This is a genomic window from Caballeronia novacaledonica (assembly GCF_900258035.1).
Lineage (GTDB): Bacteria > Pseudomonadota > Gammaproteobacteria > Burkholderiales > Burkholderiaceae > Caballeronia > Caballeronia novacaledonica.
The window spans coordinates 81,306-106,073 of the sequence record NZ_OGTP01000013.1 but is presented as its reverse complement, the minus strand read 5'-3'; the positions used below and the strand labels follow the sequence as shown (position 1 = coordinate 106,073).

The window sequence follows — 24,768 nt, the reverse complement described above, 5'->3', positions numbered from 1 at the left end:
CGCACGCATCGCGCCCTCCGGCCGATGCGCGCACTCCGCGCCGTGACGCACGTTGCCGGAACGTCGTCCGGCCTTCACTCAAGTCAAATCCGGCGCAGAACGTCAGCCGTTCTGCGCGAAACCCGCCGCGGCTTCCATGTCCACCGCAACGATGCGCGACACGCCCTGCTCCTGCATCGTCACGCCGATCAGTTGCTGCGCCATTTCCATCGCGATCTTGTTGTGCGAAATGAACAGGAACTGCGTCTTGGCAGCCATCGCGCGGACGAGGTTCGCGAAGCGCTCCGTGTTCGCGTCGTCGAGCGGCGCGTCCACCTCGTCGAGCAGACAGAACGGCGCGGGATTCAACTGGAACATCGCGAACACGAGCGCGGTCGCGGTGAGCGCCTTCTCGCCGCCCGAGAGCAGGTGAATCGTCGAATTCTTCTTGCCGGGCGGCTGCGCCATGACCTGCACGCCGGCGTCGAGGATTTCGTCGCCGGTCATGATGAGCTTCGCCTGCCCGCCGCCAAAGAGGCGCGGGAACAGTTCGCCGAAGTGACGGTTCACCTCGTCGAACGTGCCTTGCAAGAGCGCGCGCGTTTCCTGGTCGATCTTCTGGATCGCGTCTTCCAGCGTGCCGATGGCGTCGTTCAGATCGGCCGATTGCGCATCGAGGAAATGCTTGCGCTCGGTCGCCGCCGCGAGTTCTTCGAGCGCGGCCATGTTGACGGGGCCGAGCGCCGTGATCGCGTTGTTCAGGCGCGTGACTTCGCCTTGCAGATACGATGGCTTCATGTCCGGCGTGAGCTTTTCCGCGAGTTCGGCTTCATCGACGCCCGCCGCCTGCAATTGTTCGACGAACTGCTCGCCGCTGATGCGCGCGGCCTGCTCCTTCAATTGCAGTTCGTTGATCCTGTCGCGCAGCGGCTGCAACGAGCGTTCGGCCATGAGACGCTGCTCGTCGGCCTGACGCAGACGCGCGGTGAGATCGTCCAGTTCGACGCGCGCCGCATGCAGCGACTCCTCGCGCGCCGCGCGCACTTCGAGCGCGTCCTGCAGGCCGGTTTGCGCGGTCTGCTCGTTGATCGTTTCGAGCTCGGCGCGCGCGTCTTCCAGCGTGCCCGCGATGCGCTCGCTCTGATCGTGCGCCGTGTCGATGTTGCGCCGGTACTCGTCGATTTTCGCGGACAGGCCGCGCACGGCGAAGCTCGCGTCGCTCGCGGCGCGCTCCAGTTCGCGCAGTGCGTGACGCGCGTTCGTGAGTTCTTCGTCGAGCGATTCGAACGCGAGCTGGTTGTCTTCGAAACGCGCCTGCAATTGCGCGATCTCGCCGTCGTGGCGTTCGAACGCGGCTTCCGATTCGGCCCGGAGCGCGCGCTGCTCTTCGACCTGCGCGGCGATCTCTTCCAGTTCCTCGCCGATCTGCGTGTTGCGCTGCGTATAGCGTTCGTGCGCCTGGGCGAGCTTCAGCACGTCGAGCTGCAATGCGTGGACGCGTTGCGTGGCGCGCTCCGCGGCGGCGCGCGCCTCGGCGAGCGTCTGCGAGCCTTGCGTGTGCGCGGCATCGGCGCGCACGGCGTTGGCCTTCGCTTCGTCGGACAGCAATGCTTGCGCGCGGACCTGCTTCGTCAGATTCTCGATTTCCTGAGCGCGCGCGAGCATCCCCGACTGCTCGGAATCCGACGCGTACAGTTGCACGCCCACGCGCGTCACGATGTGTCCCGCCTTCACGACGAACGCGCCGCCTTCCGGCAACTGATTGCGCGAGGCGAGCGCCTGCGCGATATCGTCGACGATGAACGTCGTGGCGAGCCATTCGTTCAGCACGGCGCGCAGGCCCGGATCGTCGATGCGCACGAGCGACAGCAGCGGTCGCAAGCCTTCGGGCGTCTGAACCGGCTTGCCCGCGACGGGCGGCGAATAGAACGCGAGCTTGGCGGGCGGCGCATCGGTGGCGAACGCCTTGACCCAATCCAGATTCGATACTTCGAGCGCGGCCAGACGCTCGCGCAGCACGGATTCGAGCGCCCCTTCCCAGCCGGTCTCGACGTGCAGCTTTTTCCACAGACGCGGCAGCGCGCCGAGCTCGTGCTTGTCGAGCCACGGCTGGATCTTGCCTTCGGTCTGCACGCTTTCCTGAAGCTGCTTCAACGCGGCGAGGCGCGCTTCGAGCTGATGAATCTGCGCGCTTTCCTTCTGCACGCGCTCTTGCGCCGCGCGGCGCTCGGCGTCCAGACGCGGCGCCGTCTCTTGAGCGTCGGCGAGGCGCGCTTGCGCTTCGGCGAGAATCTCTTCGTTTTCGGCGAGCTGCATGCGCAACTCTTCGAGATGCGCTTCGTCGGGCGCGTCCAGCCCTTTCGCTTCGCCCTTCAAGCGCTCCTGACGCTGCTGCAATTGCTGAAGCTGCTGATCCGCATTGCGCTGATGCGCCGCTTCGAGCTTCAGCGACTGCTCCGCGCGCGCGATGCCCGCGCGCTCTTCGTTCAGTTGGGCCTGCGCGTCGCGCCAGCGGGCTTCGAGCGCGGGGAGCGCGTCGTGCTTCGCGGCGGCATTTTCCTGTGCGATGGCGGCTTTTTCTTCACCTTCGGCGAGCGCTTCGGTGGCGGTGTCGATTTCGTCGCGCGCCTTCTGCGCCTGCACCTGCCATTGCTCGCGCTGCGCGGTGAGCGCGGCGATCTGCGCCTGCACGCGATTGCGCGACTCGACGATGAAGCGGATCTCCGCCTCCAGCCGGCTCACTTCGGCATTGGCTTCGTAGAGCGAGCCTTGCGCGCCCTGCATTGCGTCGCTCGCGCTGTAGTGCGCGACGCGCAGCGTTTCCAGTTGCGCTTCGACTTCACGCAGACGCGCGGTCTGCGCCTCGAGCTCGACCTGCGCCTCGCGGATCGCGCGCTGCTGGCGCTCGGCTTCGTTGCCCGCTTCCTTTTTGCGCAGGAGCCACAGCAGACGCTGCTTTTCTTCGCCCTCGGCCTGCAGTTCCTTGTACTTCGTTGCGACGACCGCCTGCCCTTCGAGCTTCTCGAGATTGGTCGACAGTTCGCGGACGATGTCCTCCACGCGCGTCAGATTCTCGCGCGTGTCATGCAGACGATTCTCGGTCTCGCGGCGGCGCTCCTTGTACTTCGACACGCCGGCGGCTTCTTCGAGAAACACGCGCAGTTCTTCCGGCTTCGCCTCGATGATGCGCGCGATCATGCCCTGCCCGATGATCGCGTAGGCGCGCGGACCGAGGCCCGTGCCGAGGAAGATGTCCTGAATGTCGCGGCGTCGCGCGGGCAGATTGTTGATGTAGTAGCTGGAGGTGCCGTCGCGCGTGAGCACGCGCTTCACGGCGATCTCGCCGTAGCTGCTCCACTGACCGGCGGCGCGGCCGTCGGCGTTATCGAATATGAGTTCCACGCTGGCCCGGCTGCCGGGCTTGCGTGCCGTCGATCCATTGAAGATCACGTCCTGCATCGATTCGCCGCGCAACTCGGAAGCGCGCGATTCGCCGAGCACCCAGCGCACGGCGTCGATGATGTTGGACTTGCCACAGCCATTCGGCCCCACCACGCCGACGAGCTGGCCGGGGACCTGGAAATGCGTGGGATCGACGAAGGACTTGAAGCCAGCGAGTTTTATCGAGGTCAGACGCACGGCGATATCGCTGTTTGGAATTGATGACGGAGGATAGATAGCAGACGAGCCGCATTGCGGCCCGTCGATCGCATTCGGTCACGCTACACGGCAACTCGCAGCGTGTCCCGGCGAAGCGGACACCATCATACCATCGCACGAGTCGATTTCTTTTTGCTTTCCGGCGCGTCTTTCGCGATGCCGGGCGCTTCAGGCGCGGAAGACGCGCGCTCCCCGCCCTGCCGGTGCAGCCATGCGGACAGCACGCACGCCACGACGATGCACGCGCCGCCCGCCCATTCGCGCGGACCGGGCACTTCGCCCGCGAAGAGCCACGCCGAGAGCGCGGTGACGACGAGCTCGAAGAGCATGATGATCGACGCGCGATTGGCCGGCACGCGCGCGAGCCCGAGCTGCACGATCATGTTGTTGCCCGCGAGCACGACGCCCAGCCCGATCACGATGAACGTCACCGTGGGCAGAAGCGCGGCGGCGGGCGGCGCGGGCATCGGCTCGAACAGCGTGACGGCGCAAGCGATCAGCGCCGCGCCGCCGAAGATCACGGCCGTGCGCATCTCGGGCTTCATCGCGGGCAAGGTGCGCGTGATCTTGACGACGAGCACGTTGCTCATCGCGAAGCCCATGCCGCCGACGAGGCCCGCCCATTCCGCGAGACCGGCGGGCAGCGGCATGCCGAGCTCGGGCGACCAGAGCATCGTCACGGCGCCCGCGAGCGAGAGCAGCGAGAGCGCGGCATCGGCGCGGGTCAGTCGCTCTTTCAGGATGAAGTGCGCGAAGATCGCGGTCCACGCGGGCGTCAGATAGAAGAGGAGCAGCACGCGCATCACCTGACCGTGGATCGCGCCCCACACGAAGCCGATATTCGTCACGCCCGCCGCCACGCCGAGCGCGACGAGCAGCCAGTGCCAGGACAGCGTGCTGATCGAGCGGCGTTTCGCGAGCAGCACGAAGATGCACGCGGCGGCGCTCGTCGTCGCGCTGGCGGCGGTGCCGGAAAGGCCCATCGCGGCGAGCATGCGCATCGGGTACCAGACGAGGCCCCACACCGACGCGCCCAGCATGATCGCGAGCGTCGGCCATGCGTTGCCAAGGCTACGCGTCATTGCACTGCATCCTTCTTCATTTGCACACTTTCGTCCCTCGTGCCGCGCGCCGCCGCCCGCTTCCGGGCCAGGGCGCCGCGCTATAATCGTCAGCTTGCTTCGCGTCCGTTCGATGTCTTCCGATGCCGCGCTCGCAGGCGCTTTTCGCCTCGCGCGCATCGCTCACTGCTTACCGGTCACGCCGTGAATCCACTTCTCAAGAAACTTCAGCCTTATCCGTTCGAAAAGCTTCGTGCGCTCTTCAAGGGCATCGCGCCGCGCGCCGGATTCACGCCGATCAGCTTCGGCATCGGCGAGCCGAAGCACCCGACGCCCGCGCTGATCCGCGATGCCGTCATCAATTCGCTCGACGGCCTCGCCTCCTATCCGGCGACGCTCGGCAGCGAACCGCTGCGCGCGGCGATCGCGGCGTGGGCGATGCAGCGCTATGGCCTCGAATCGATCGATGCGGCGACGCAGGTGCTGCCCGTATCCGGCTCGCGCGAGGCGCTCTTCGCGCTCGCGCAGACCGTGATCGACAGCCGCACGGCGGACGCCGCCGAACCGCCCATCGTACTCTGTCCGAACCCGTTCTATCAAATCTACGAAGGCGCGGCCTTGCTCGCGGGCGCTGAGCCGTACTTCGTCAACAGCGATCCGGCGCGCAACTTCGCGTGCGATTATTCCGCGGTGCCCGATCACATCTGGGCACGCACGCAACTGCTCTACGTGTGTTCGCCGGGCAACCCGACGGGCGCGGTGCTCACGCTCGAAAACTGGCGCGAGCTCTTCGCGCTGTCGGACAGGCATGGGTTCGTGATCGCGTCGGACGAGTGCTATTCGGAAATCTATTTCGACGAAACCGATCCGCCGCTCGGCGGTCTCGAAGCGGCGCGGCGGCTCGGTCGCGGTTTCGAGCGCCTCGTGATGCTGTCGAGCCTGTCGAAGCGCTCGAACGTGCCCGGCATGCGCTCGGGCTTCGTCGCGGGCGACGCGTCGATCCTGAAGGATTTCCTGCTCTATCGCACGTATCACGGCGCGGCGCTCTCGACGGTCTTTCAGCGCGCGAGCGTGGTCGCGTGGCAGGATGAAACGCACGTGCGCGACAACCGCGCGAAATACGTGCAAAAGTTCGAAACGGTCACGCCGATGCTCGCCGGCGTGCTCGACGTCCGCCTGCCCGACGCCGCGTTCTACCTCTGGGCGAACGTTTCGGGCACCGGGCTCACGGATACCGAGTTCGCGGCGCGCCTGTACGCCGACTATAATGTGACGGTTCTGCCGGGCTCTTTTCTCGCTCGCTCCGCGCACGGCACGAATCCCGGCGAAGGTTTCGTGCGCATCGCGCTCGTGGCCGAGACCGGCGAATGTGTCGAAGGAGCCCGCCGCATCGTCGAATTCTGCCGCTCGCTCACGTCCTGATCCGCGTTGCCGGTCCAAAACTACCCATCCTTGATACCAACTATGTCGCAACAACTTCAGAGCATCATCGATACCGCCTGGGAAAACCGCGCCGAACTGTCGGCGAAGGCCGCGCCCGCCGAAGTCCGCGAAGCCGTCGCGCATGCCATCGAGCAGCTCGACAAAGGCCAGATGCGCGTGGCGGAAAAGCGCGACGGCGACTGGGTCGTGAATCAGTGGCTGAAGAAGGCCGTGCTGCTGTCGTTCCGCCTGGAAGACAACGCGCCGATGCCCGCGGGCGGCTACTCCCAGTTCTACGACAAGGTGCCCTCGAAGTTCGCGAACTACACGGCCGAAGACTTCGCGGCGGGCGGTTTCCGCGTCGTGCCGCCGGCCATCGCGCGCCGCGGCTCGTTCATCGCGAAGAACGTCGTCCTGATGCCGTCGTACACCAACATCGGCGCATATGTCGACGAAGGCACGATGGTCGATACGTGGGCCACCGTCGGCTCGTGCGCGCAGATCGGCAAGAACGTGCATCTGTCGGGCGGCGTGGGCATCGGCGGCGTGCTGGAGCCGTTGCAGGCGAACCCGGTCATCATCGAGGACAACTGCTTCATCGGCGCGCGCTCGGAAGTGGTGGAAGGCGTGATCGTCGAAGAGAATTCCGTCATTTCGATGGGCGTGTACCTCGGCCAGTCGACCAAAATCTACGACCGCGAAACCGGCGAAGTGAGCTATGGCCGCATTCCGGCGGGCTCGGTCGTCGTCGCGGGCAATCTGCCTTCGAAGGACGGCTCGCACAGCCTGTACTGCGCCGTGATCGTCAAGAAGGTCGATGCCAAGACCCGCGCGAAGGTCGGCCTGAACGAACTGCTGCGAGGCGACTGATCGTGGCGCGCGGTTCGACCACTGTGGTCTACGGCATTCCGAATTGCGACACCGTGAAAAAAGCGCGCGTGTGGCTGGAAGAGCACGGCGTGCCGTTCGAGTTTCACGATTTCAAGAAAGCGGGCGTGTCCGAGCCGCTGGTGCGCGACTGGCTCAAGGACGTTCCGCTGGAGCAGCTCATCAACAAGCGCGGCACGACGTGGCGTGGCTTGTCCGACGTGCACAAGGCCGAAGCCGACACGACCAGCGGCGCGATCGCGCTGATGATCCACAAGCCGTCGATCATCAAGCGGCCGGTTGTCGTCGTGAACGGGCGCGTGAAGACGCTCGGGTTTTCCGCCGAGCAGTACGAAACGCTTTTTGCGTGATTCAGGGCGATGGCTGCGAACTCGACGGCCATCGCACGAACACTACGAGTGCCGGCCTGCGCGCCGGCATTTTTTATCTCGAAACGACCATGTCCGAAACGCTCACACTCACCGAAGCGCTGATCGAACGCGCATCCGTCACGCCCGACGACCAGGCTTGTCAGGCGCTCATGATCGAGCGGCTCGCGGCAATCGGCTTCGAATGCGAAACGATTGAATCGGGCGGCGTCACGAACCTGTGGGCCGTGAAGCGCGGCACGGACGCTTCGGCCAATCTGCTCGCGTTTGCCGGCCACACCGATGTCGTGCCGACCGGTCCGCTCGAACAGTGGACCTCGCCGCCTTTCACGCCGGCGCATCGCGACGGCAAGCTCTTCGGCCGCGGCGCGGCGGACATGAAGGCGTCACTCGCGGCGTTCGTCGTGTCGAGCGAAGAGTTCGTCGCCCAGCATCCGGAGCATCGCGGAACGCTCGCGTTTCTCATCACGAGCGACGAAGAAGGCCCCGCGACCGACGGCACGATCAAGGTCGTCGAAGCGTTGCAGGCGCGCGGCATACGGCTCGACTACTGCATCGTCGGCGAGCCGACCTCGAACGTCACGCTCGGCGACATGGTCAAGAACGGGCGGCGCGGCTCGATGACCGGCAAGCTCGTCGTCAAGGGCGTGCAGGGGCATATCGCGTATCCGCATCTCGCGAAAAATCCGGTGCATCTGCTCGCGCCCGCGCTGGCCGAACTCGTCGCCGAACGTTGGGACGACGGCAACGAATACTTCCCGCCGACGACCTGGCAGGTGTCGAATCTGCACTCCGGCACCGGCGCGACCAACATCATTCCCGGCCACGCCGATCTGATGTTCAACTTCCGCTTCTCGACGGCGAGCACGGTCGAGGGCCTGCAAGGCCGCGTCCGCGCGATCCTCGACAAGCACGGCCTCGACTACGATCTGCAGTGGATCGTGAGCGGCCTGCCCTTTCTCACGCCGCGCGGCGCGCTGTCGGATGCGCTCGAAAAGGCCATCCACGATGAAACCGGCGTACGCACGGAACTGTCTACCACGGGCGGAACGTCCGACGGCCGGTTCATTGCGCGGATCTGCGACCAGGTGGTCGAGTTCGGCCCGCCGAACGGCACGATCCACAAGATCGACGAGCATGTCGAAGTGCGCTTCATCGAGCCGCTGAAAAACGTGTACCGGCGCGTGCTCGAAATACTGATCGCCTAATTCAACCCAAAATAAAAAGGAGCCTTCGATGGCGCTGCCTTTCACCACCGTGCGCGACCTGCTGCGCTTCGGCGTCTCGCGCTTCACCCAAGCGGGCCTGTCATTCGGCCACGGCTCGGCCAATGCCTACGACGAAGCCGCCTATCTGATCCTGCATACGCTGCATCTGCCGCTCGACACGCTCGAGCCGTTCCTCGACGCGCGCCTGCTCGACGAGGAAATCGACGCCGTCATGAAAGTGATCGAGCGCCGCGCGAAGGAGCGCATTCCCGCCGCGTACATCACGCAGGAAGCCTGGATGCATGGCCGCCGCTTCTACGTCGACGAGCGCGTGATCGTGCCGCGTTCGTTCATCGGCGAATTGCTGCAGGACGGCTTGCAGCCGTACGTGGCCGATCCGGATCAGGTCACGCGCGTGCTCGAACTGTGCACCGGCTCGGGCTGCCTCGCGATTCTCGCCGCGCAGGCCTTCGAGAACGCCGATGTCGATGCCGTCGACATCTCCGCCGATGCGATCGCGGTCGCGCGCCGCAACGTCGACGAATACGGACTCGACGAGCGCGTAAATCTCTACGAAGGCGACCTGTACGCGCCGCTGCCGAGCGCGCGCTACGAGGTGATCATCACCAATCCGCCCTACGTCAACGCACAGGCGATGCAGGCGCTGCCGGAAGAATACCGGCACGAGCCCGAACTCGCGCTCGCGGGCGGCGCGGACGGCATGGACGTCGTGCGGCGCATCGTGCGCGATGCGCGCAACTGGCTGACCGAGGACGGCGTGCTCGTCGTCGAAATCGGCAACGAGCGGCCGAACGTGGAAGCCGCGCTCGGCGGCCTCGATCTCGTCTGGCTCTCGACGAGCGCCGGCGACGACAACGTGTTCCTGATCCAGGCCGCCGATCTTCCGGGGTAATCCCTCTGCTCCGGCGAACGTTGCGGCGACGCACGCGCTGCAACGTTCGCCGACACTTCGCGCGGAAGGGTTGGGTAATATGGCGCATCGCCATTAGCGAAGCATTTCGCTCCCTTTCGCGTCCATGCAAGCATCAGACTGGCTACACCTCGGCACGCTCGTGATGGCCGCGCATGTGCTCGGCGTGATCGCCGCGATCCATGCCGTCATCAACACCCGCACATCGCAAGGCGCGGTGGCGTGGGCGGTGTCGCTCGTCGCGATGCCTTACTTCACGCTGATTCCCTATCTTTTCCTCGGCCGCAGCAAGTTCGCCGGGTATATCGACGAGCGGCGGCTGGAGATCGAAATCCTGCGCAGCCGCTCGAAGCCCGCCGAATGGGACTCGGGCGCGCGTAGCGATGCGCCCGAAGCCGTGGCGCTCGTCGACGCCACCGGTGCGCGCGGCGAGATTGCGCCGGGACCGGCCGCCTATCTCGGCAATCCGACGATCCGGACGTTGCAGCGGCTCTCCGGCATGCCGTTTCTGCGCGGCAACTCGGCGCGCGTGCTCATCAATGGCGACGCCACCTTCAACGCGATCCTCGAAGCGATCGCCGCAGCCGAACGCTATGTGGCCGTGCAGTTCTTCATCGTGCGCGCCGACGCGCTCGGCGACATGCTTAAGGACGCGCTCATCAAGAAAGCCCAGGCGGGCGTGCGCGTGTATTTCCTCTACGACAGCATCGGCTGCTTCGACCTGCCGCATCGCTACGTGAATGCGCTGCGCGCGGGCGGCGTCGAGGCGCATCCGTTCGCGGCCACGCGCAAGTTCGTGCACCGCTTCCAGATCAACTTCCGCAATCATCGGAAGATCGTCGTGGTGGATGGCAAGTGCGCGTTCGTCGGCGGGCATAACGTGGGCGTCGAATATCTCGGCGGCAATCCGCGGCTCTCGCCGTGGCGCGACACGCACGTGGAAGTGCGCGGGCCTGCGGTGGCGAGCATCCAGTTCGTGTTCACCGAAGACTGGTACTGGGCGACGCAGCGTCTGCCCGAACTCGGCCCCGCGCCGCCCTCGGACGAAAACATGCACTGCATGGTGCTGTCGAGCGGTCCCGCCGACAAGCAGGAAACCTGCTCGCTCTTTTTCGTCGAGGCGATCAACGCGGCGCGCGAGCGCATCTGGATCACGTCGCCTTACCTGATTCCCGACGAAGCCGTGTTCTCGGCGCTCAGGCTCGCCGTGATGCGCGGCGTGGACGTGCGCATCCTTATTCCGAGCCGGCGCGATCATCGCGTGGTGTTCGCCGCGTCGCGCCTCTATGCGTACGATCTCGTCCAGGCGGGCGTGCGCATCTTCCGCTACAGGCCGGGCTTTCTGCATCAGAAGGTCGTGCTGGTCGACGACATCGCCGCGTCGATCGGCAGCGCGAATCTCGACAACCGGTCGTTTCGCCTGAACTTCGAGATCACCGTGCTGACGGTCGACCGCGCGTTCGCGGGCCAGGTCGAATCGATGCTGCTCGCGGATTTCGCGGATTCCTTCGAGATCGACAGCAACGACTATCGCGGCAAGGCTTTCTGGCGGCGCATGGCGATGCACGTCGCGCGGCTTTTCTCGCCGATCCTCTGAACCCGTCCGGCGCTCAAAGCAGCTTTTCGATGTCGTCGGCAACCGATTCGGGTTTCGTCTGCGGTGCATAACGCTTGATGACGTTCCCTTTCCGATCGACGAGAAACTTCGTGAAGTTCCATTTGATCGCCTCGATGCCGAGCAGGCCGGGCTCCTTGTCCTTCAGATACTTGTAGAGCGGATGCGCGTTCGCGCCGTTCACCTCGATCTTGGCGAACATCGGGAAGGTGACGCCGAAGTTTTTCTCGCAGAAAGCGCCGATCTGCCCGGCGTCGCCCGGTTCCTGCTTGCCGAACTGGTTGCACGGAAAGCCGAGCACCGCGAAACCGCGCGGCGCGAAGCGCTGGTAGATTTCCTGCAAACCCTTGTATTGCGGCGTGAAACCGCATTCGCTCGCCGTATTCACGATAAGCAGCACCTTGTCGCGGTAGATGTCGAGATTGACGGCCGCGCCGTCGAGTGTTTCGGCCGAAAAGCCGTAGATGCCTTCGTTGACTGCGCTCATGGCGTGCTCCGCGAAATGAAGTGATGAAAGACAGGCGATGCTAACCCGCCGCGCGTTCGCCTGCCATTAGCCGAACGGCCGACCCCTGCTTCGCAACCCGTCCAGTCTAAAATAGCGCTTTCCCTCAAAGCCGCGCCCTTTTCGCCGCCACTCCGACGTGATCCGCTTCAACCAGTTCAGCTTGTCCCGCGGCACGAAGCCGCTTTTCGAAGACACGAGCTTCACGCTCAATCCGGGCGAAAAAGCCGGTCTCGTCGGCGCGAACGGCGCGGGCAAGTCCACGCTCTTTTCCGTGCTGCGCGGCGAGCTGCACGCGGACGGCGGCGATTTCTCGATGCCGCCGTCGTGGCGCATCGCGCACGTGGCGCAGGAAACGCCCGCGGTGGACCGCAGCGCGCTCGACTACACGCTCGATGGCGACACGCATCTGCGCGAGATCGAAGCGCGCATCGCGGCCGCGTCCGCCGCGCACGAAGGCGCTGCCGAAGCCGAAGCGCACGCCGCCTTCGCGGACGCCGACGGTTACACGGCGCCTGCGCGCGCGGAAACGCTGCTGCTCGGCCTCGGCTTCACGCTCGAACAGACGCGCGAGCCGGTGTCGAGCTTTTCCGGCGGCTGGCGCATGCGGCTGAATCTCGCGCAGGCGCTGATGTGCCCGTCCGACCTGCTGCTCCTCGACGAGCCGACGAACCACCTCGACCTCGACGCCATCGTCTGGCTGGAGGACTGGCTTGGGCGCTATCCGGGCACGCTCGTCGTCATTTCGCACGACCGCGAGTTTCTCGATTCGGTCTGCAATGTCACGCTGCATCTGGATAATCGACAGGTGAAGCGTTACGGCGGCAACTACAGCCAGTTCGAAGTGCTGCGCGCGCAACAGATCGCGTTACAGCAGAGCGCGTATGAGAAGCAGCAGAAGACCGTCGCACATCTGCAAAGCTTCATCGACCGTTTCAAGGCCAAGGCGACCAAGGCGAAGCAGGCGCAAAGCCGCGTGAAGGCGCTGGAAAAAATGGAGCTCATCGCGCCCGCCCACGCAAGTTCGCCGTTCACGTTTGAGTTCCGCGAACCCGATGCCGCGCCCAATCCGATGATGGTCATGGAGAGCGTGCGCTGCGGCTATCACAACGACGCGGGCGGCGAAATTCCGATCGTCGAGGGCGTGACGCTGTCGATCCAGAACGGCCAGCGCATCGGTTTGCTCGGCGCGAACGGCCAGGGCAAATCGACGCTCATCAAGACGCTCGCGCAAACGCTCGAACCGCTTTCCGGCGACGTCCGGCAAGGCAAGGGGCTGCAAATCGGCTATTTCGCGCAGCATCAGCTCGAAACGCTGCGCCCCGACGATTCGGCGATTCAGCATCTCGCCCGCCTCGCGCCCGACACGCGCGAGCAGGAACTGCGCGATTTCCTCGGCAGCTTCAACTTTTCCGGCGACATGGCGACGGCGAAAATCGCGCCCTTCTCGGGCGGCGAAAAGGCGCGGCTCGCGCTGGCGCTCATCATCTGGCAGAAGCCGAATCTGCTGCTGCTCGACGAGCCGACCAACCACCTCGACCTCGAAACGCGCCACGCGCTGACGATGGCGCTCGCGCAGTTCGAAGGCACGCTGATTCTCGTGTCGCACGACCGGCATCTGCTGCGCGCCACGACCGACACCTTCATGCTCGTCGCGAAGCATCGCCTGAGTCCGTTCGACGGCGATCTCGACGACTACCGCGACTGGCTCCTGCAACACGCCGCCGAGACGCGCGCGGCAGCGAAGGAAGCGGACGGCGCGGCCTCGGGCGACGCGCAGGACAGCGGGCTCAATCGCAAGGAACAGCGCCGGCAGGAGGCGCAAGAGCGGCAGAAGCTCGCGCATCTGAAGAAGCCCTTGCAGTCGCGTATCGCGAAAATCGAGAAGGAGATGGAAAAGCTGAACGCGGAGAAGACGCAGCTCGATGCGTTCGTCGCCGATCCGGCGAGCTACGAAGCCGCGATGAAGGCGAAGCTCACCGAGACGATCCGCCGTCAGGGCGAAGTCAACGCGCGCCTCGAAACGCTCGAAATGGAGTGGCTCGAAGCGCACGAGGAACTGGAGCAAATCGGCTCATAACCGGAGATCGACGACTTGACGCCTTCCCTCAACGGTTTGCGCGTGCTGGATCTGACGCGGCTGCTTCCCGGTCCCATCGCCACGCTGCGGCTCGCCGAACTCGGCGCCGACGTGCTCAAGATCGAGCCGCCGGGCGAAGGCGACTACGCGCGCACGATGCTGCAATCCGAAGCCGACCGGCAAACCGGCACGCCGAGCGCGTTCTATCGGATCGTCAATCGCGGCAAGCGGCAACTCACGCTCGACCTCAAGACGGACGAAGGCCGCGCGAAGCTGATCGAGCTCGCGCGCGATGCGGATGTGCTGGTCGAAAGCTTCCGCCCTTCGGTGATGGCGCGGCTGGGCGTCGGCTACGACGTGTTGCGCGAGGCCAATCCGAAGATCGTCTATTGCGCGATCACGGGCTTCGGCAGCGACGGCCCGTTCGCGGACAAGGCCGGTCACGATCTGAACTACATCGCGTATGCGGGTGTGCTCGACCAGCTCGCGTCGCGCGACGGCACACCCGTCGCTCCGAATTTTCAATTGGCGGATCTGCTCGGCGGGGCGCTGTCGGCCGTCATGGAAATACTCGCGGCGGCGTGGCACGTCGCGCGCGGCGGCGAAGGGCGCTGCCTGAATGTCTCGATGACGCACGCGACGCACGCGCACAACGTGATGGCGCACATCGCGCTCGCCAATGCCGACGAAGCCGCAACGCGCGCCGGAGCGGGCCTTCTGAACGGCGGCGCGCCCTGTTACGACGTGTATCGCACGCGTGATGACCGCTTCGTCGCGGTCGGTGCGCTCGAACTGAAGTTCTGGCGCGTCCTGTGCGAGGCGCTCGGCCGTCCCGACTGGTCGACGCGGCACTGGAGCCTCGGACAGGCGATCGGCGGAGCGGACGCGGCGGAATTGTCGGCGGAACTCGGCGCGCGCTTTCGCGAACGCACGCGCGACGAATGGATGACGCTGCTCGAACCGCTCGATTGCTGCGTCGCGCCTGTGCTCACGCCCGCCGAAGCGGCGGCGCATCCGCTCTTCCGAAAAGTCTAGCGCCGAGGCAGAACCTGGCGCGGCTGGCGTTCGTCATCGACGAGCACGTGCTTGCGCCCGGTCACATGCTCGCGAATGGTCGCGACGACTTCATCTTCGGTAATGTCCGCCGCGACGACGCGGCGCGAAATCTGCCCCTGCTCGTCGATCCATTCGACGATCCGGCAACCGCTTCCCCAAGGCTGCTGAAGCGGCGCGGACACGCGGCATCCGCGCAGATGAAACGCGGGCTTCGGCCGATTTGATTTTGCGTGTTTCAATGCGTTGGTCCTCTCGATCCTTCCAGTCACTTCGCTTCTTGAACGACCTTTGGCGAAGTTGGCCAGGTCCATAGCCCTGTAAGGATAGAAAAACCGCGCGTCGCTTGGGTTACATTAAGCAACCGGATTCTTACGCGCCGTTACGAAGGGTCCGATCCCCGTCATTCGAGATCGCGAACGCGGTCGATCGCCTCTTCGATGCGATCGACGGCGATCACTTTCAGGCCGTCGATCGGTTGTTTCGGCGCGTTCGCTTTCGGGATCAGCGCCATCGAAAAACCGAGCTTGGCGGCTTCCTTCAGACGGTCCTGACCGCGCGGCGAGGGCCGGATTTCGCCTGCCAGCCCGACCTCGCCGAACGTGATGAGGCCCTTGGGCAGCGGCTTGTTGCGCATCGACGAGTGAATGGCGAGCAGCACGGAGAGATCGGCGGCGGGCTCGGTGATCTTCACGCCGCCGACCGCGTTCAGGAACACGTCCTGATCGAAACACGCGATGCCCGCGTGCCGGTGCAACACGGCCAGCAACAGCGCCAGCCGGTTCTGCTCCAGACCGACGGCAAGCCGGCGCGGATTGGGCACGTGTGCCGTATCGACGAGCGCCTGCACTTCGACCAGCAGCGGCCGCGAGCCTTCCTGCGTCACGAGCACGCACGAACCCGGCACACTCTGCTCGTGTTGCGACAGGAACAGCGCCGACGGATTCGCGACGCCGCGCAAGCCCTTTTCCGTCATCGCGAAGACACCGAGTTCGTTGACCGCGCCGAAGCGATTCTTGAACGCGCGCACGAGCCTGAACGACGAATGCGTGTCACCCTCGAAATACAGCACGGTATCGACGATGTGCTCGAGCACGCGCGGCCCCGCGAGACTGCCCTCCTTCGTCACGTGGCCGACCATGATGATCGACGTGCCCGTCTGCTTGGCGATGCGCGTCAGTTGCGCCGCGCATTCGCGCACCTGCGCGACCGAGCCGGGCGCGGACGTCAGCGCTTCCGAGTAGATCGTCTGGATGGAGTCGATCACCGCGACTTCGGGCCGTTGCTCGTCGATGGTCGCCTGAATTTTTTCGAGCTGGATCTCCGCCAGCAGCGCAAGATCGCCCGCTGCACTCGCATCGCCCGTCAAGCCGAGCCGCTGCGCGCGCAACGCGATCTGCGCGCCGGATTCCTCGCCGCTCACGTAGAGCGCGGGCCGCTCGCGCGCGATCTCGGCGAGCGATTGCAACAGCAGTGTCGATTTGCCGATGCCCGGATCGCCGCCGATCAGCACCACGCCGCCCGGCACCAGCCCGCCGCCCAGCACGCGATCGAATTCCCCGACGCCCGTCGTGAAGCGCGGCACGTCCGACGCCTCGATATCGGCGAGCTTTCGCACCGGCGAACTCTTCGCGAGCGCCTGGAAGCGATGATTCGACGCCGATTGCGCCACCGACTCCGTCAACGTGTTCCACGCGTTGCAGGCGGCGCATTGGCCGGTCCACTTCGGCGATTCCCCGCCGCACTCGCTGCACACATACAGCGTCTTTGCTTTCGCTACTTTTGCCACACTGGAGCCTTGCCTGAAATTCTCGTTATTAGCGGCCCGAAAGCCTTATTCCGCGCGCACCGGCACGCGCTGCGCGACTGCGCACATGAGTTCGTAGCCGACGGTGCCCGCCGCGCTCGCGACGTCGTCGATCGGCAGATTCGCGCCCCACAGTTCGACGCGCGCGCCGATGCCCGCGCTTGGGCACGGCGTCAGATCGACGGTCAGCATGTCCATCGACACGCGCCCGACGAGCTTCGTCCTCACGCCATCGACGATGACGGGCGTGCCTTCCGGCGCCACGCGCGGATAGCCGTCCGCGTAGCCGCATGCGACCACGCCGACGCGCATCGACGTGCCGGCCGTATACGTCGAGCCATAGCCGATGCTGCTTCCCGCATCGACCGTCTGCACGGCGATCAGTTCGGACTGAAAGGTCATCGCGGGCTTGAGACCCGTGCCGGCGATATCGGCGGTGACGCCCGACGGCGACGCGCCATACAGCATGATGCCCGGCCGCACCCAGTCGACATGGGAGTCCGGGTGCCACATCACGGCCGCCGAATTGGCGAGGCTGCGCGCGCCCGCGATGCCTTCCGCGCCGCGCTCGAACGCTTCCAGTTGATGCGCGATGCCGCGCGGGCCGTCGGCATCGGAAAAATGGGTCATGAGCGTGATCTGGCCGACGCCCTGCACGGCGCGCGCCCGTTCCCACGCGGCGCGGAACTTTTCCGGCGTGTAGCCGAGGCGATTCATGCCGCTGTTCATCTTCAGCTGGATGTTGACGGGCTTCGACAGGCGCGCCATTTCCAGCATGCGCAACTGCTCGTCGCAATGCACGGCCGTGGTCAGGCTGTAGCGGTCGATCACGTCGATGTCCGTCGGCCGGAAAAAGCCTTCGAGTAGGAGAATCGGCCCCGCCCAGCCCAATTCACGCAACTTCGCGGCTTCTTCGAGGTCGAGAAGACCAAAGCCGTCCGTCGCGCGCAGGCCGGGGAACGCCCGGGCGAGTCCGTGGCCGTACGCATTGGCCTTGACGACGGCCCAGATCTTGGACTTCGGCGCGTACTTGCGTGCAATGGCGAGGTTGTTGGCGAGCGCGGCGGTGTGGATCGTTGCGGAAAGGGGGCGAGGCATGAGCGTGTGGTGGAATTGCGGTGAGTGCGGTCCAAAAGGTGAGCATACGACAGCGGGACGCGTCGCGCTGCTCCGACCGGGACGCCTTGCGAATCAGTATCTTATGAGGAATCCCGGGCGCGAACGTGTCATTTCTCGCGCGATCGAGATTACTGCTAGTCAGAATGCGCCTATTTTCGTGTTATAAAGCCGTGCGCACAACCCATTTCGAAAGGCATAAGCCCGAGCCCATGACAGGCGCCCGGGGCGGATCACCCGCAGTGAGGAAAGCTTCGGATCAGATGAAAAAAGGTTTTTACACCATCATGGCCGCGCAGTTTTTCTCTTCGCTGGCCGACAACGCTCTACTGATCGCTGCCATCGCACTGCTGAAAGACCTTCACGCGCCGAACTGGATGACGCCGCTGCTCAAGCTGTTCTTCGTCCTGTCGTATGTGATTCTCGCGGCTTTCGTCGGCGCTTTCGCGGATTCCCGGCCCAAGGGTCGCGTGATGTTCGTGACCAACTCGATCAAGGTCGTCGGTTGCTTCACGATGCTCTTCGGCGCGCATCCGCTGCTCGCGTACGGCATCGTCGGCTTCGGGGCCGCCGCGTATTCGCCGGCGAAGTACGGCATTCTCACCGAACTTCTGCCCGCCGACCGGCTCGTCGCCGCGAACGGCTGGATCGAAGGCACGACCGTCGGCTCCATCATTCTCGGCACGGTGATGGGCGGCGCGCTCATCAGCCCGCATATCGCGAGTCATTTGCTGTCGCTGAACATTCCGCGCATCCACACGCCGGCCGAAGCCGCCATGCTCGTCATCGTGCTGATGTACGTGGTTGCCGCGATGTTCAACCTGCGCATCCCCGACACCGGCGCACGCTATCCGAAGCAGGAGACGCGGCCGCTCAAGCTCATCACCGATTTCGCCGACTGCTTTATCGTGCTGTGGCGCGACAAGCTCGGCCAGATTTCGCTCGCCGTCACGACGCTCTTCTGGGGCGCGGGCGCGACGCTGCAGTTCATCGTGCTGAAATGGGCCGAAGTGTCGCTCGGCATGACGCTGTCCCAGGCGGCGATCCTGCAGGCGGTGATCGCGGTCGGCGTCGCGGCGGGCGCGGTCCTCGCGGCCGCGCGCGTGCCGCTCAAGCGTTCGCTCTCCGTGCTGCCGGTCGGCATCGTCATGGGCCTCGCCGTCATGCTGATGGCGTTCTACACGCGCCATCTCTTTCCCGCGCACTGGGGCATCTACTTCGGCAAGATGCACTTCCCCGGCTATCTCTTGATCGCGTATGTGTTCCTGATGATCGTCGGCGGGCTGTCGGGCTTCTTCGTCGTGCCGATGAACGCGCTGCTCCAGCATCGCGGGCACGTGCTGCTCTCCGCCGGGCATTCCATCGCCGTGCAGAACTTCAACGAGAACCTCTCGGTGCTCGTCATGCTGTGCCTCTACGCGGTGCTCGTGTGGCTCGACATGCCGATCCAGTTCGTCATCGTGCTGTTCGGCTCGTTCGTCTGCCTGATGATGTACTTCGTGATGCGGCGGCATCAGGCCAATCAGCGCGCGTTCGATTCTGTAGCGCTGATCGGCGAAGCGCGCCACTGACGCGCCGCGCGTCTTCGTTTCGACCGACTCCATCATGCTCGCCGCCGACCTTTTCTCGTACGTCGATCGCGTGCGCGAACGCGCGCCGCTCGTGCACTGCCTGACGAATCTCGTCGTCACCAACTTCACCGCGAACGTGCTGCTCGCCATCGGCGCCGCGCCGGCGATGGTCGTCGCGCGCGAGGAAGTCGGCGAATTCGCGCCCATCGCCCACGCGCTGTCGGTCAATCTCGGCACGCTCGACGTGCCGCAGAGCCGCGCGATCCGCGCCGCCGTCGATGCCGCCAATGGCGCGGGCAAACCGTGGGTGCTCGATCCGGTCGCGGTGGGCCCGCTCAAGTTTCGCACCGAATTTGCGTTCGATCTCCTCGATTCGAAGCCCGCGGTGATTCGCGGCAACGCGTCGGAAATCATCAGCCTGTCGGGAGGCGCGGCGAGCGGGCGCGGTGTCGACAGCACCGCCGCCGCCGATGCCGCGCTCGACGCCGCGCAGATCCTCGCGCTGAAGACGCAGGCCGTCGTCGCGGTGACGGGAGAAACCGACTACGTGACCGATGGCCGCCGCGTGATCGCGCTGTCGAACGGCTCGCCGTTGATGACGCGCGTGACGGGCGTCGGCTGCGCGCTCTCCGCGACGGTCGCGGCGTTCGTCGGCGCGGCGCCGGATCGCGGCGAGTTTTGGGCCGCAACGGTCGCCGCGATCGCGTATTCGAGCATCGCGGGCGAGCTCGCCGCGCGCGACGCCGCCCTGCCCGGCAGCTTCGCCGTCGCGTATCTGGACCGGCTCGCGTCGCTCGAAGCCGAAGCGTTCGGCAAGACGCTCGTGCAGCGCGACATCGTTTCCGGCTGATCATGCGCGCTTCGTTCGATCTCTCGCTCTATCTCGTGCTCGATCCCGTCCAATGCGGCGGCCACGATGCCGCGATCGCCGTCGCGCGCGCCGCGCTAGAAGGCGGCGCGACCCTCGTGCAACTGCGCGCGCCCGAGTGGCACAAGCGCGCGTGGCTCGACCTCGCGCGCGCATTGCTGCCGATCACGCGCGCGCACGGCGTGCCGTTCGTCATCAACGATCATGTCGATGTCGCGCTCGCCGCCGGCGCCGATGGCGTCCACATCGGGCAACGCGATCTGTCCGCCGATATCGCGCGGCAATTGCTCGGGCCGGATGCGCTGATCGGGCTGTCGGTGTCGAATCTCGATGAAACCGCGAACGCGCAAACGCTCGCGGGCGTCATCGACTATCTCGGCGCGGGCCCGGTGTACGCCACGCCGACGAAAACCGACGCCTCCACGCCCTGCGGCATCGACGGCCTCGCCGACATTTGCACGGCCGCGCGCTTGCCGACCGTCGCGATCGGCGGGATTCAGGCGCACAACGCCGCCGACGTGATGCGCGCGAAACCCGCCGGTCTCGCCGTGGTCTCCGCGATCTGCAAGGCCGCCGATCCGCGCGCGGCGGCCTCATCGCTCGCGGCGACCATCGCACAGTCTCGCATTTAAGCTCATGGCAATCTCGAAACCCATTCCCAACGTGCTCACGATCGCCGGCTCCGACTCGGGCGGCGGCGCGGGCATTCAGGCCGATCTGAAGGCCTTTTCCGCGCTCGGCGCGTACGGCGCGAGCGTCGTCACGGCGCTCACCGCGCAGAACACGCGCGGCGTCACGGCGGTTCATGCGCCGGAGCCGGCCTTCATCACGGCGCAGCTCGACGCCGTGTTCGACGACATCCGCATCGATGCCGTGAAGATCGGCATGCTGGCGAACGCAGGCATCGTGCGCGCGGTCGCCGATGCGCTGAAGCGTCATCGGCCCCGGCATGTGGTGCTCGACACGGTGATGATCTCGAAGAGCAATCACGCGCTGCTCGCGCCGGACGCGGTCGCCGCCTTGCGTGACGAATTGCTGCCGCTCGCGACGCTCGTCACGCCGAATCTGCCCGAAGCGGCGGCGCTGCTCGACACCGAAAGCGCCGCCGATGAAGACGCGATGGTCCGTCAGGGCGAAGCGCTGCGCGCGCTCGGCGCGCAGGCGGTGCTGATGAAAGGCGGCCATCTCGCGTCGTCCGACAGTCCCGACTGGCTCATCGAGGCGAGCGGATCGCTCAGGCTCGGCGGTGCGCGCGTGCCGCTCAAGAATACGCACGGCACGGGCTGCACGTTGTCGTCGGCGATCGCGGCGCTGATTCCGCAATTCGACGACCTCGCCAGCGCGACCGCCGAAGCGAAGCGCTATCTGACCGGCGCGATCGAGGCGAGCGTGCGGCTCGACGTCGGTCATGGCGTCGGGCCGGTGCATCACTTCTTTCGCTGGTGGTGATCAGGGCGCCGATGCGGCGAACTCGCGCGCGCGCTCCGGCCAGTCGTCCGGCACGATGAAACCGCGCGATTCCTCTATCCATTTCCCGGCGGCGTCGCGCGCGTAAGCGGCGATCAGCGTCGGCGCGACGGTCGTTGCGAGGCGCGTCCGGATCGCATCCGATTCGGCGATCAGCGTCGCGGCGGCGGCCGCATCGAGCCGGCGCGACGCGAGCCACGCCATGCGCGGCTGCACGACCCACACGCGTTCGCCGTCCGAGACGTTCGCCCGCGCCCCGCGCCATTCCGACGCCGTCAGCCACCATCCGCGCAAGTGACTCGCGCCGATCTCCGGCGCGGGCTCGACATGCCCGTCTCCGACGCCGTGATAGAAAAGCCGCCCTTTGATGAACAATTGCGCGCGCCACGGCCCGGCGAAGCCGAGCGCGGCGAACTCCGCGCGCGAGGTCAAGGCGAGTTGATGCGTGACGAGCCGCGCATGCTTCAGATCGAAACGGTCCTGGAGATTCGGTCCGACATAGTCGGACAGACGCACGGCATTCGCTCCTTCGGCGTCGCCGATATGGAGGTAGAACTTCACCGCCAGCTCCCAGTGCAGCCGCACGCCGTTCGTCGATTCGAGCAGAAAATCGCATTCGCCGATGGTGCGCCGCTGCCGCCGCAACGGCACGTTCGACGCGACGAGGCGCGCCGCCGGGCCATGCGACAGGAAAAAGCGGACGAGGCTTTCGGCGTAGATGCCGAGGCGCGTGAACTTGGGATCGCGCGCGTGATCGTGGAGCGGCTGCGGCGCGGCATCGAGCGTCGCGAGCCAGACGAGCGTCGCGTCGCGCTCCTGCGCCGAGGCGAACGGATGCGCCAGGGTGGCGTCGCCCTCGCGCAATAGATCGGGAGCAAACAGCAGCCAGGCGAGATCGCGGACCGTGACGTCGTCGAAACGCTCGACGAGTCGCGCGAGCTCGCTCGCCTGCGTCGCCATCAGACGCCGCCCTTCTCTGCTCCTTGCTCGACGCCGAGCGCGGCGAGCGCCTCGCGATACGTGTTGCGCGCGAGACAGAGATCGGCCCACGCCTTCGACTTGTCCTGGAGGCTGCGCAACAGATAAGCCGGGTGATACGTGACGATGACCGGCACGCCGCGATATTCATGCACGCGACCGCGCATCGACGCGATGCTGGCCTCGTTCTTCAGAAGGCTTTGCGCGGCGAAGCGCCCCATCGCGACGATGACCTTCGGTTTCACGAGCTCGACCTGCCGTTGCAGATACGGCTCGCAGCGCGCGACTTCATCGAGCTCGGGATTGCGGTTGCCGGGCGGGCGGCACTTGATCACATTCGCGATATAGACGTTCGACTGACGCGACAGCGCGAGCGCGCGCAGCATGTTGTCGAGCAGCTTGCCCGCCTGGCCGACGAACGGCTCGCCTTGCTTGTCCTCGTTCTCGCCCGGCGCTTCGCCGATCAGCATCCAGTCCGCTTCGCGATCGCCGACGCCGAAGACCGTGTTCGTGCGGCGCTCGCACAGGCGGCAGCGCTCGCAGTTCGCGACGCGGTCGGCGAGCGCATCCCAGTCGAGCGTGTGGACGTCGCTCGGCGCTTCGACGACGGCGGGCTCGATGTGAATGGGAGCGTCGTCGGTCCAGGGAAGATCGTCGTAGGCGTCCAGCGGCGGTACGTCGGAATCCGGCTGCGCGGCGGGTTTCGGCGCCGGCCGCATCTCGACGGGCGCGGGCGCTTCGGGCACCGGCGCGACGGCCACGGCGGGTTCGGCGGCCACGGCGGACTCGGTGCTCGCCACGGACACGGCCCCTCGCCGGACCCAGACCGGCCCGATTCCCAGTTCTTCAATCAGCGATTCATCGAGCGCCATGCGCACTCTCCTTCGAAAACGACAGACGCATGACGATTGCGTCCTCGCGCGAGCGATGCCGCGCGGGGTAATAGTTCTTGCGACGCCCGATGGCCGTGAACCCGAAACGCTCGTATAGCTGGATCGCGCGCGGGTTGGACGGCCGCACTTCGAGCAGCACGCCTTCGAGCTTCTCGGTGCGCGTGATGCGCACCGCTTCGCGCAGCAGCGTGAGACCCGCGCCCGCGCGCTGCGCCACGGGCGTGACGCACAGATTGAGCAGATGCATTTCGTCGACGACGGGCATCAGCACGCAATAGCCGATCAGCGTACCGGTCACATGGCGCAGGCACACGCCGTAATAGCCGTTGCGCAGCGAATCCTGAAAATTGCCGCGGCTCCAGGGAAATTCGTAGGCGAGTTTTTCGACCGCGGCGACTTCGTCGAGGTCGGCTTCGGTCATCGGCGTGAGATACCGATCGGCCAGCAGCACGCCGCTCACCGAACCGCCTCCTCGCGAGCCCGCATGCGCTCCGCCGTAGTCTGGGCGACCTTGTCGCGCACGTATTCCGGCGCGGCATGTTCGGGCGCGACCGTGCGGCCCGCCCGCAACTCGCGCAAGCCGATGAGCGCGACCGGCAACGCGTGCGGCAACGCTTCGCGATCGACACGCGCCGCCACCGCCGACGCCGGCAACCGGTCGCCGAATGCCGCCGCCGCATTGCCGGCGAGCGCGAACGGCACGTCGGGCAACGGCAGCGCGCCGGGCGCATCGAGCGCGGCGGCATGCAGCGTGCGCCAAACGCCGGCGGCGGCATCGAATTCGAAGTCGGCCCAGTACACCTCGTCCATGCGGGCATCGAGCGCCGAGAGCACGCGCGGCGGGATCGACGGATCGTTCAGCCGCGCGCCTTCCGCGCATGCGAGCAGCGTGCTCACCGGCACGACCGGCACGTTCAGGCCGAACGCCAGCCCTTGCGCGACGCCCGTCGCGGTGCGCAAGCCCGTGAACGAGCCCGGACCCGCGCCGAACGCGATCGCGGCGCAATCGGCGAGCGCGAGGCCGGCTTCGTCGAAAAGCTCGCGCACGGCGGGCAAAAGACGTGTGCTCGAAACGGCGCCGGTCGCCTCGTGGCGGAACCAGACGCGCGTGTCGCCGTTCGCGTACTGAGGCGCGGCGGCGAACTGGATGGAGGCGGAAGCGGTGTCGGCGAGCAGGAGCGCGACGGAGCAGAACTCTGTCGACGTATCGAGGGCGAGCAAAACGGTGCGTGTCATAGCCGGTATTGTAATGCGGGACATGCGCCGTATCCGCGCCATCGGCGCAGGCGGCGCGATCC

22 protein-coding genes are annotated in these 24,768 nt (G+C 66.0%); 12 read left to right on the top strand and 10 right to left on the bottom strand.

Annotated features, from left to right (window positions below; translation table 11 throughout):
• Positions 1-102: 102 nt before the first annotated feature.
• Positions 103-3,618, bottom strand: coding sequence for a chromosome segregation protein SMC (smc, locus tag NOV72_RS19110; protein ID WP_106856146.1), 3,516 nt, complete (start codon positions 3,616-3,618; stop codon positions 103-105).
• Positions 3,619-3,743: 125 nt separating this feature from the next.
• Positions 3,744-4,721, bottom strand: a complete 978-nt coding sequence (locus NOV72_RS19105) for a DMT family transporter (protein ID WP_106856145.1) — start codon at positions 4,719-4,721, stop codon at positions 3,744-3,746.
• A 183-nt stretch (positions 4,722-4,904) separates the two neighbouring features.
• Here NOV72_RS19105 and dapC point away from each other — a divergent pair, with 183 nt between their 5' ends.
• The 6 genes from dapC (at position 4,905) to cls (ending at position 11,114) form a co-directional block, all read left to right on the top strand.
• The gene (gene dapC, locus NOV72_RS19100; RefSeq protein ID WP_106856144.1) at positions 4,905-6,122 is read left to right on the top strand and encodes a succinyldiaminopimelate transaminase; all 1,218 of its coding nucleotides are present in this window, start codon (positions 4,905-4,907) and stop codon (positions 6,120-6,122) included.
• 42 nt (positions 6,123-6,164) lie between these two features.
• The gene (gene dapD, locus NOV72_RS19095; protein WP_106856143.1) at positions 6,165-6,992 is read left to right on the top strand and encodes a 2,3,4,5-tetrahydropyridine-2,6-dicarboxylate N-succinyltransferase; all 828 of its coding nucleotides are present in this window, start codon (positions 6,165-6,167) and stop codon (positions 6,990-6,992) included.
• Between the two features lie 2 nt (positions 6,993-6,994).
• On the top strand, positions 6,995-7,360 hold the full coding sequence (locus NOV72_RS19090; protein WP_106856142.1) for an ArsC family reductase: 366 nt from the start codon (positions 6,995-6,997) through the stop codon (positions 7,358-7,360).
• Between the two features lie 89 nt (positions 7,361-7,449).
• Entirely contained in the window at positions 7,450-8,586 is a 1,137-nt protein-coding gene (gene dapE / locus NOV72_RS19085; RefSeq protein ID WP_106856212.1) for a succinyl-diaminopimelate desuccinylase, read from the top strand.
• A 28-nt stretch (positions 8,587-8,614) separates the two neighbouring features.
• On the top strand, positions 8,615-9,499 hold the full coding sequence (prmB, locus tag NOV72_RS19080) for a 50S ribosomal protein L3 N(5)-glutamine methyltransferase (protein WP_106856141.1): 885 nt from the start codon (positions 8,615-8,617) through the stop codon (positions 9,497-9,499).
• A gap of 124 nt (positions 9,500-9,623) precedes the next feature.
• Positions 9,624-11,114 (top strand): cardiolipin synthase, encoded by a 1,491-nt coding sequence (gene cls, locus NOV72_RS19075; RefSeq protein WP_106856140.1) that lies wholly within the window; start codon positions 9,624-9,626, stop codon positions 11,112-11,114.
• A gap of 13 nt (positions 11,115-11,127) precedes the next feature.
• On the opposite strand, the gene NOV72_RS19070 is transcribed toward cls, so the two are convergent.
• Positions 11,128-11,619: a glutathione peroxidase gene (locus tag NOV72_RS19070; RefSeq protein ID WP_106856139.1), complete on the bottom strand. Its 492-nt coding sequence runs from the start codon at positions 11,617-11,619 to the stop codon at positions 11,128-11,130.
• Positions 11,620-11,776: 157 nt separating this feature from the next.
• Between NOV72_RS19070 and NOV72_RS19065 the strand changes: the two genes are divergently transcribed.
• Together NOV72_RS19065 and NOV72_RS19060 are read left to right on the top strand one after the other, a co-directional pair.
• The gene (locus tag NOV72_RS19065; protein ID WP_106856138.1) at positions 11,777-13,717 is read left to right on the top strand and encodes an ATP-binding cassette domain-containing protein; all 1,941 of its coding nucleotides are present in this window, start codon (positions 11,777-11,779) and stop codon (positions 13,715-13,717) included.
• Between the two features lie 15 nt (positions 13,718-13,732).
• Positions 13,733-14,752, top strand: coding sequence for a CaiB/BaiF CoA transferase family protein (locus tag NOV72_RS19060; RefSeq protein ID WP_106856137.1), 1,020 nt, complete (start codon positions 13,733-13,735; stop codon positions 14,750-14,752).
• On the opposite strand, the gene NOV72_RS19055 is transcribed toward NOV72_RS19060, so the two are convergent.
• From NOV72_RS19055 to alr, 3 genes are all read right to left on the bottom strand, one after another.
• Positions 14,749-15,012 (bottom strand): DUF2866 domain-containing protein, encoded by a 264-nt coding sequence (locus tag NOV72_RS19055; RefSeq protein WP_106856136.1) that lies wholly within the window; start codon positions 15,010-15,012, stop codon positions 14,749-14,751. The genes NOV72_RS19060 and NOV72_RS19055 overlap by 4 nt on opposite strands.
• A gap of 161 nt (positions 15,013-15,173) precedes the next feature.
• Positions 15,174-16,559 carry a DNA repair protein RadA gene (gene radA / locus NOV72_RS19050; protein WP_106856135.1) on the bottom strand — a complete coding sequence of 462 codons (1,386 nt, stop codon included), beginning with the start codon at positions 16,557-16,559 and terminating at the stop codon, positions 15,174-15,176.
• Between the two features lie 45 nt (positions 16,560-16,604).
• A complete protein-coding gene (gene alr, locus NOV72_RS19045) occupies positions 16,605-17,675 on the bottom strand; it encodes an alanine racemase (protein ID WP_106856134.1) in 1,071 nt (356 codons plus the stop codon).
• Between the two features lie 281 nt (positions 17,676-17,956).
• Here alr and lplT point away from each other — a divergent pair, with 281 nt between their 5' ends.
• The 4 genes from lplT to thiD are packed head-to-tail and all read left to right on the top strand — an operon-like array spanning position 17,957 to position 21,581.
• Positions 17,957-19,264, top strand: a complete 1,308-nt coding sequence (gene lplT / locus NOV72_RS19040; protein ID WP_106856133.1) for a lysophospholipid transporter LplT — start codon at positions 17,957-17,959, stop codon at positions 19,262-19,264.
• A 34-nt stretch (positions 19,265-19,298) separates the two neighbouring features.
• A complete protein-coding gene (gene thiM / locus NOV72_RS19035) occupies positions 19,299-20,114 on the top strand; it encodes a hydroxyethylthiazole kinase (RefSeq protein WP_106856132.1) in 816 nt (271 codons plus the stop codon).
• A 2-nt stretch (positions 20,115-20,116) separates the two neighbouring features.
• On the top strand, positions 20,117-20,764 hold the full coding sequence (gene thiE, locus NOV72_RS19030; RefSeq protein ID WP_106856131.1) for a thiamine phosphate synthase: 648 nt from the start codon (positions 20,117-20,119) through the stop codon (positions 20,762-20,764).
• A 10-nt stretch (positions 20,765-20,774) separates the two neighbouring features.
• Positions 20,775-21,581, top strand: a complete 807-nt coding sequence (gene thiD / locus NOV72_RS19025; protein ID WP_106856211.1) for a bifunctional hydroxymethylpyrimidine kinase/phosphomethylpyrimidine kinase — start codon at positions 20,775-20,777, stop codon at positions 21,579-21,581.
• Here the strand turns inward: thiD and NOV72_RS19020 are convergent, their stop codons facing one another.
• The 4 genes from NOV72_RS19020 to tsaB are packed head-to-tail and all read right to left on the bottom strand — an operon-like array spanning position 21,582 to position 24,706.
• Positions 21,582-22,559, bottom strand: coding sequence for a DUF1853 family protein (locus NOV72_RS19020; protein WP_106856130.1), 978 nt, complete (start codon positions 22,557-22,559; stop codon positions 21,582-21,584). It lies immediately after the preceding gene.
• Positions 22,559-23,449 (bottom strand): uracil-DNA glycosylase, encoded by an 891-nt coding sequence (locus NOV72_RS19015; protein ID WP_106856129.1) that lies wholly within the window; start codon positions 23,447-23,449, stop codon positions 22,559-22,561. Before NOV72_RS19015 ends, NOV72_RS19020 begins: the two co-directional genes overlap by 1 nt.
• Positions 23,436-23,930: a ribosomal protein S18-alanine N-acetyltransferase gene (gene rimI / locus NOV72_RS19010; RefSeq protein ID WP_106856128.1), complete on the bottom strand. Its 495-nt coding sequence runs from the start codon at positions 23,928-23,930 to the stop codon at positions 23,436-23,438. Before rimI ends, NOV72_RS19015 begins: the two co-directional genes overlap by 14 nt.
• Positions 23,927-24,706: a tRNA (adenosine(37)-N6)-threonylcarbamoyltransferase complex dimerization subunit type 1 TsaB gene (gene tsaB / locus NOV72_RS19005; RefSeq protein WP_106856127.1), complete on the bottom strand. Its 780-nt coding sequence runs from the start codon at positions 24,704-24,706 to the stop codon at positions 23,927-23,929. The genes rimI and tsaB overlap by 4 nt, the downstream gene beginning before the upstream one ends.
• Positions 24,707-24,768 lie beyond the last annotated feature (62 nt).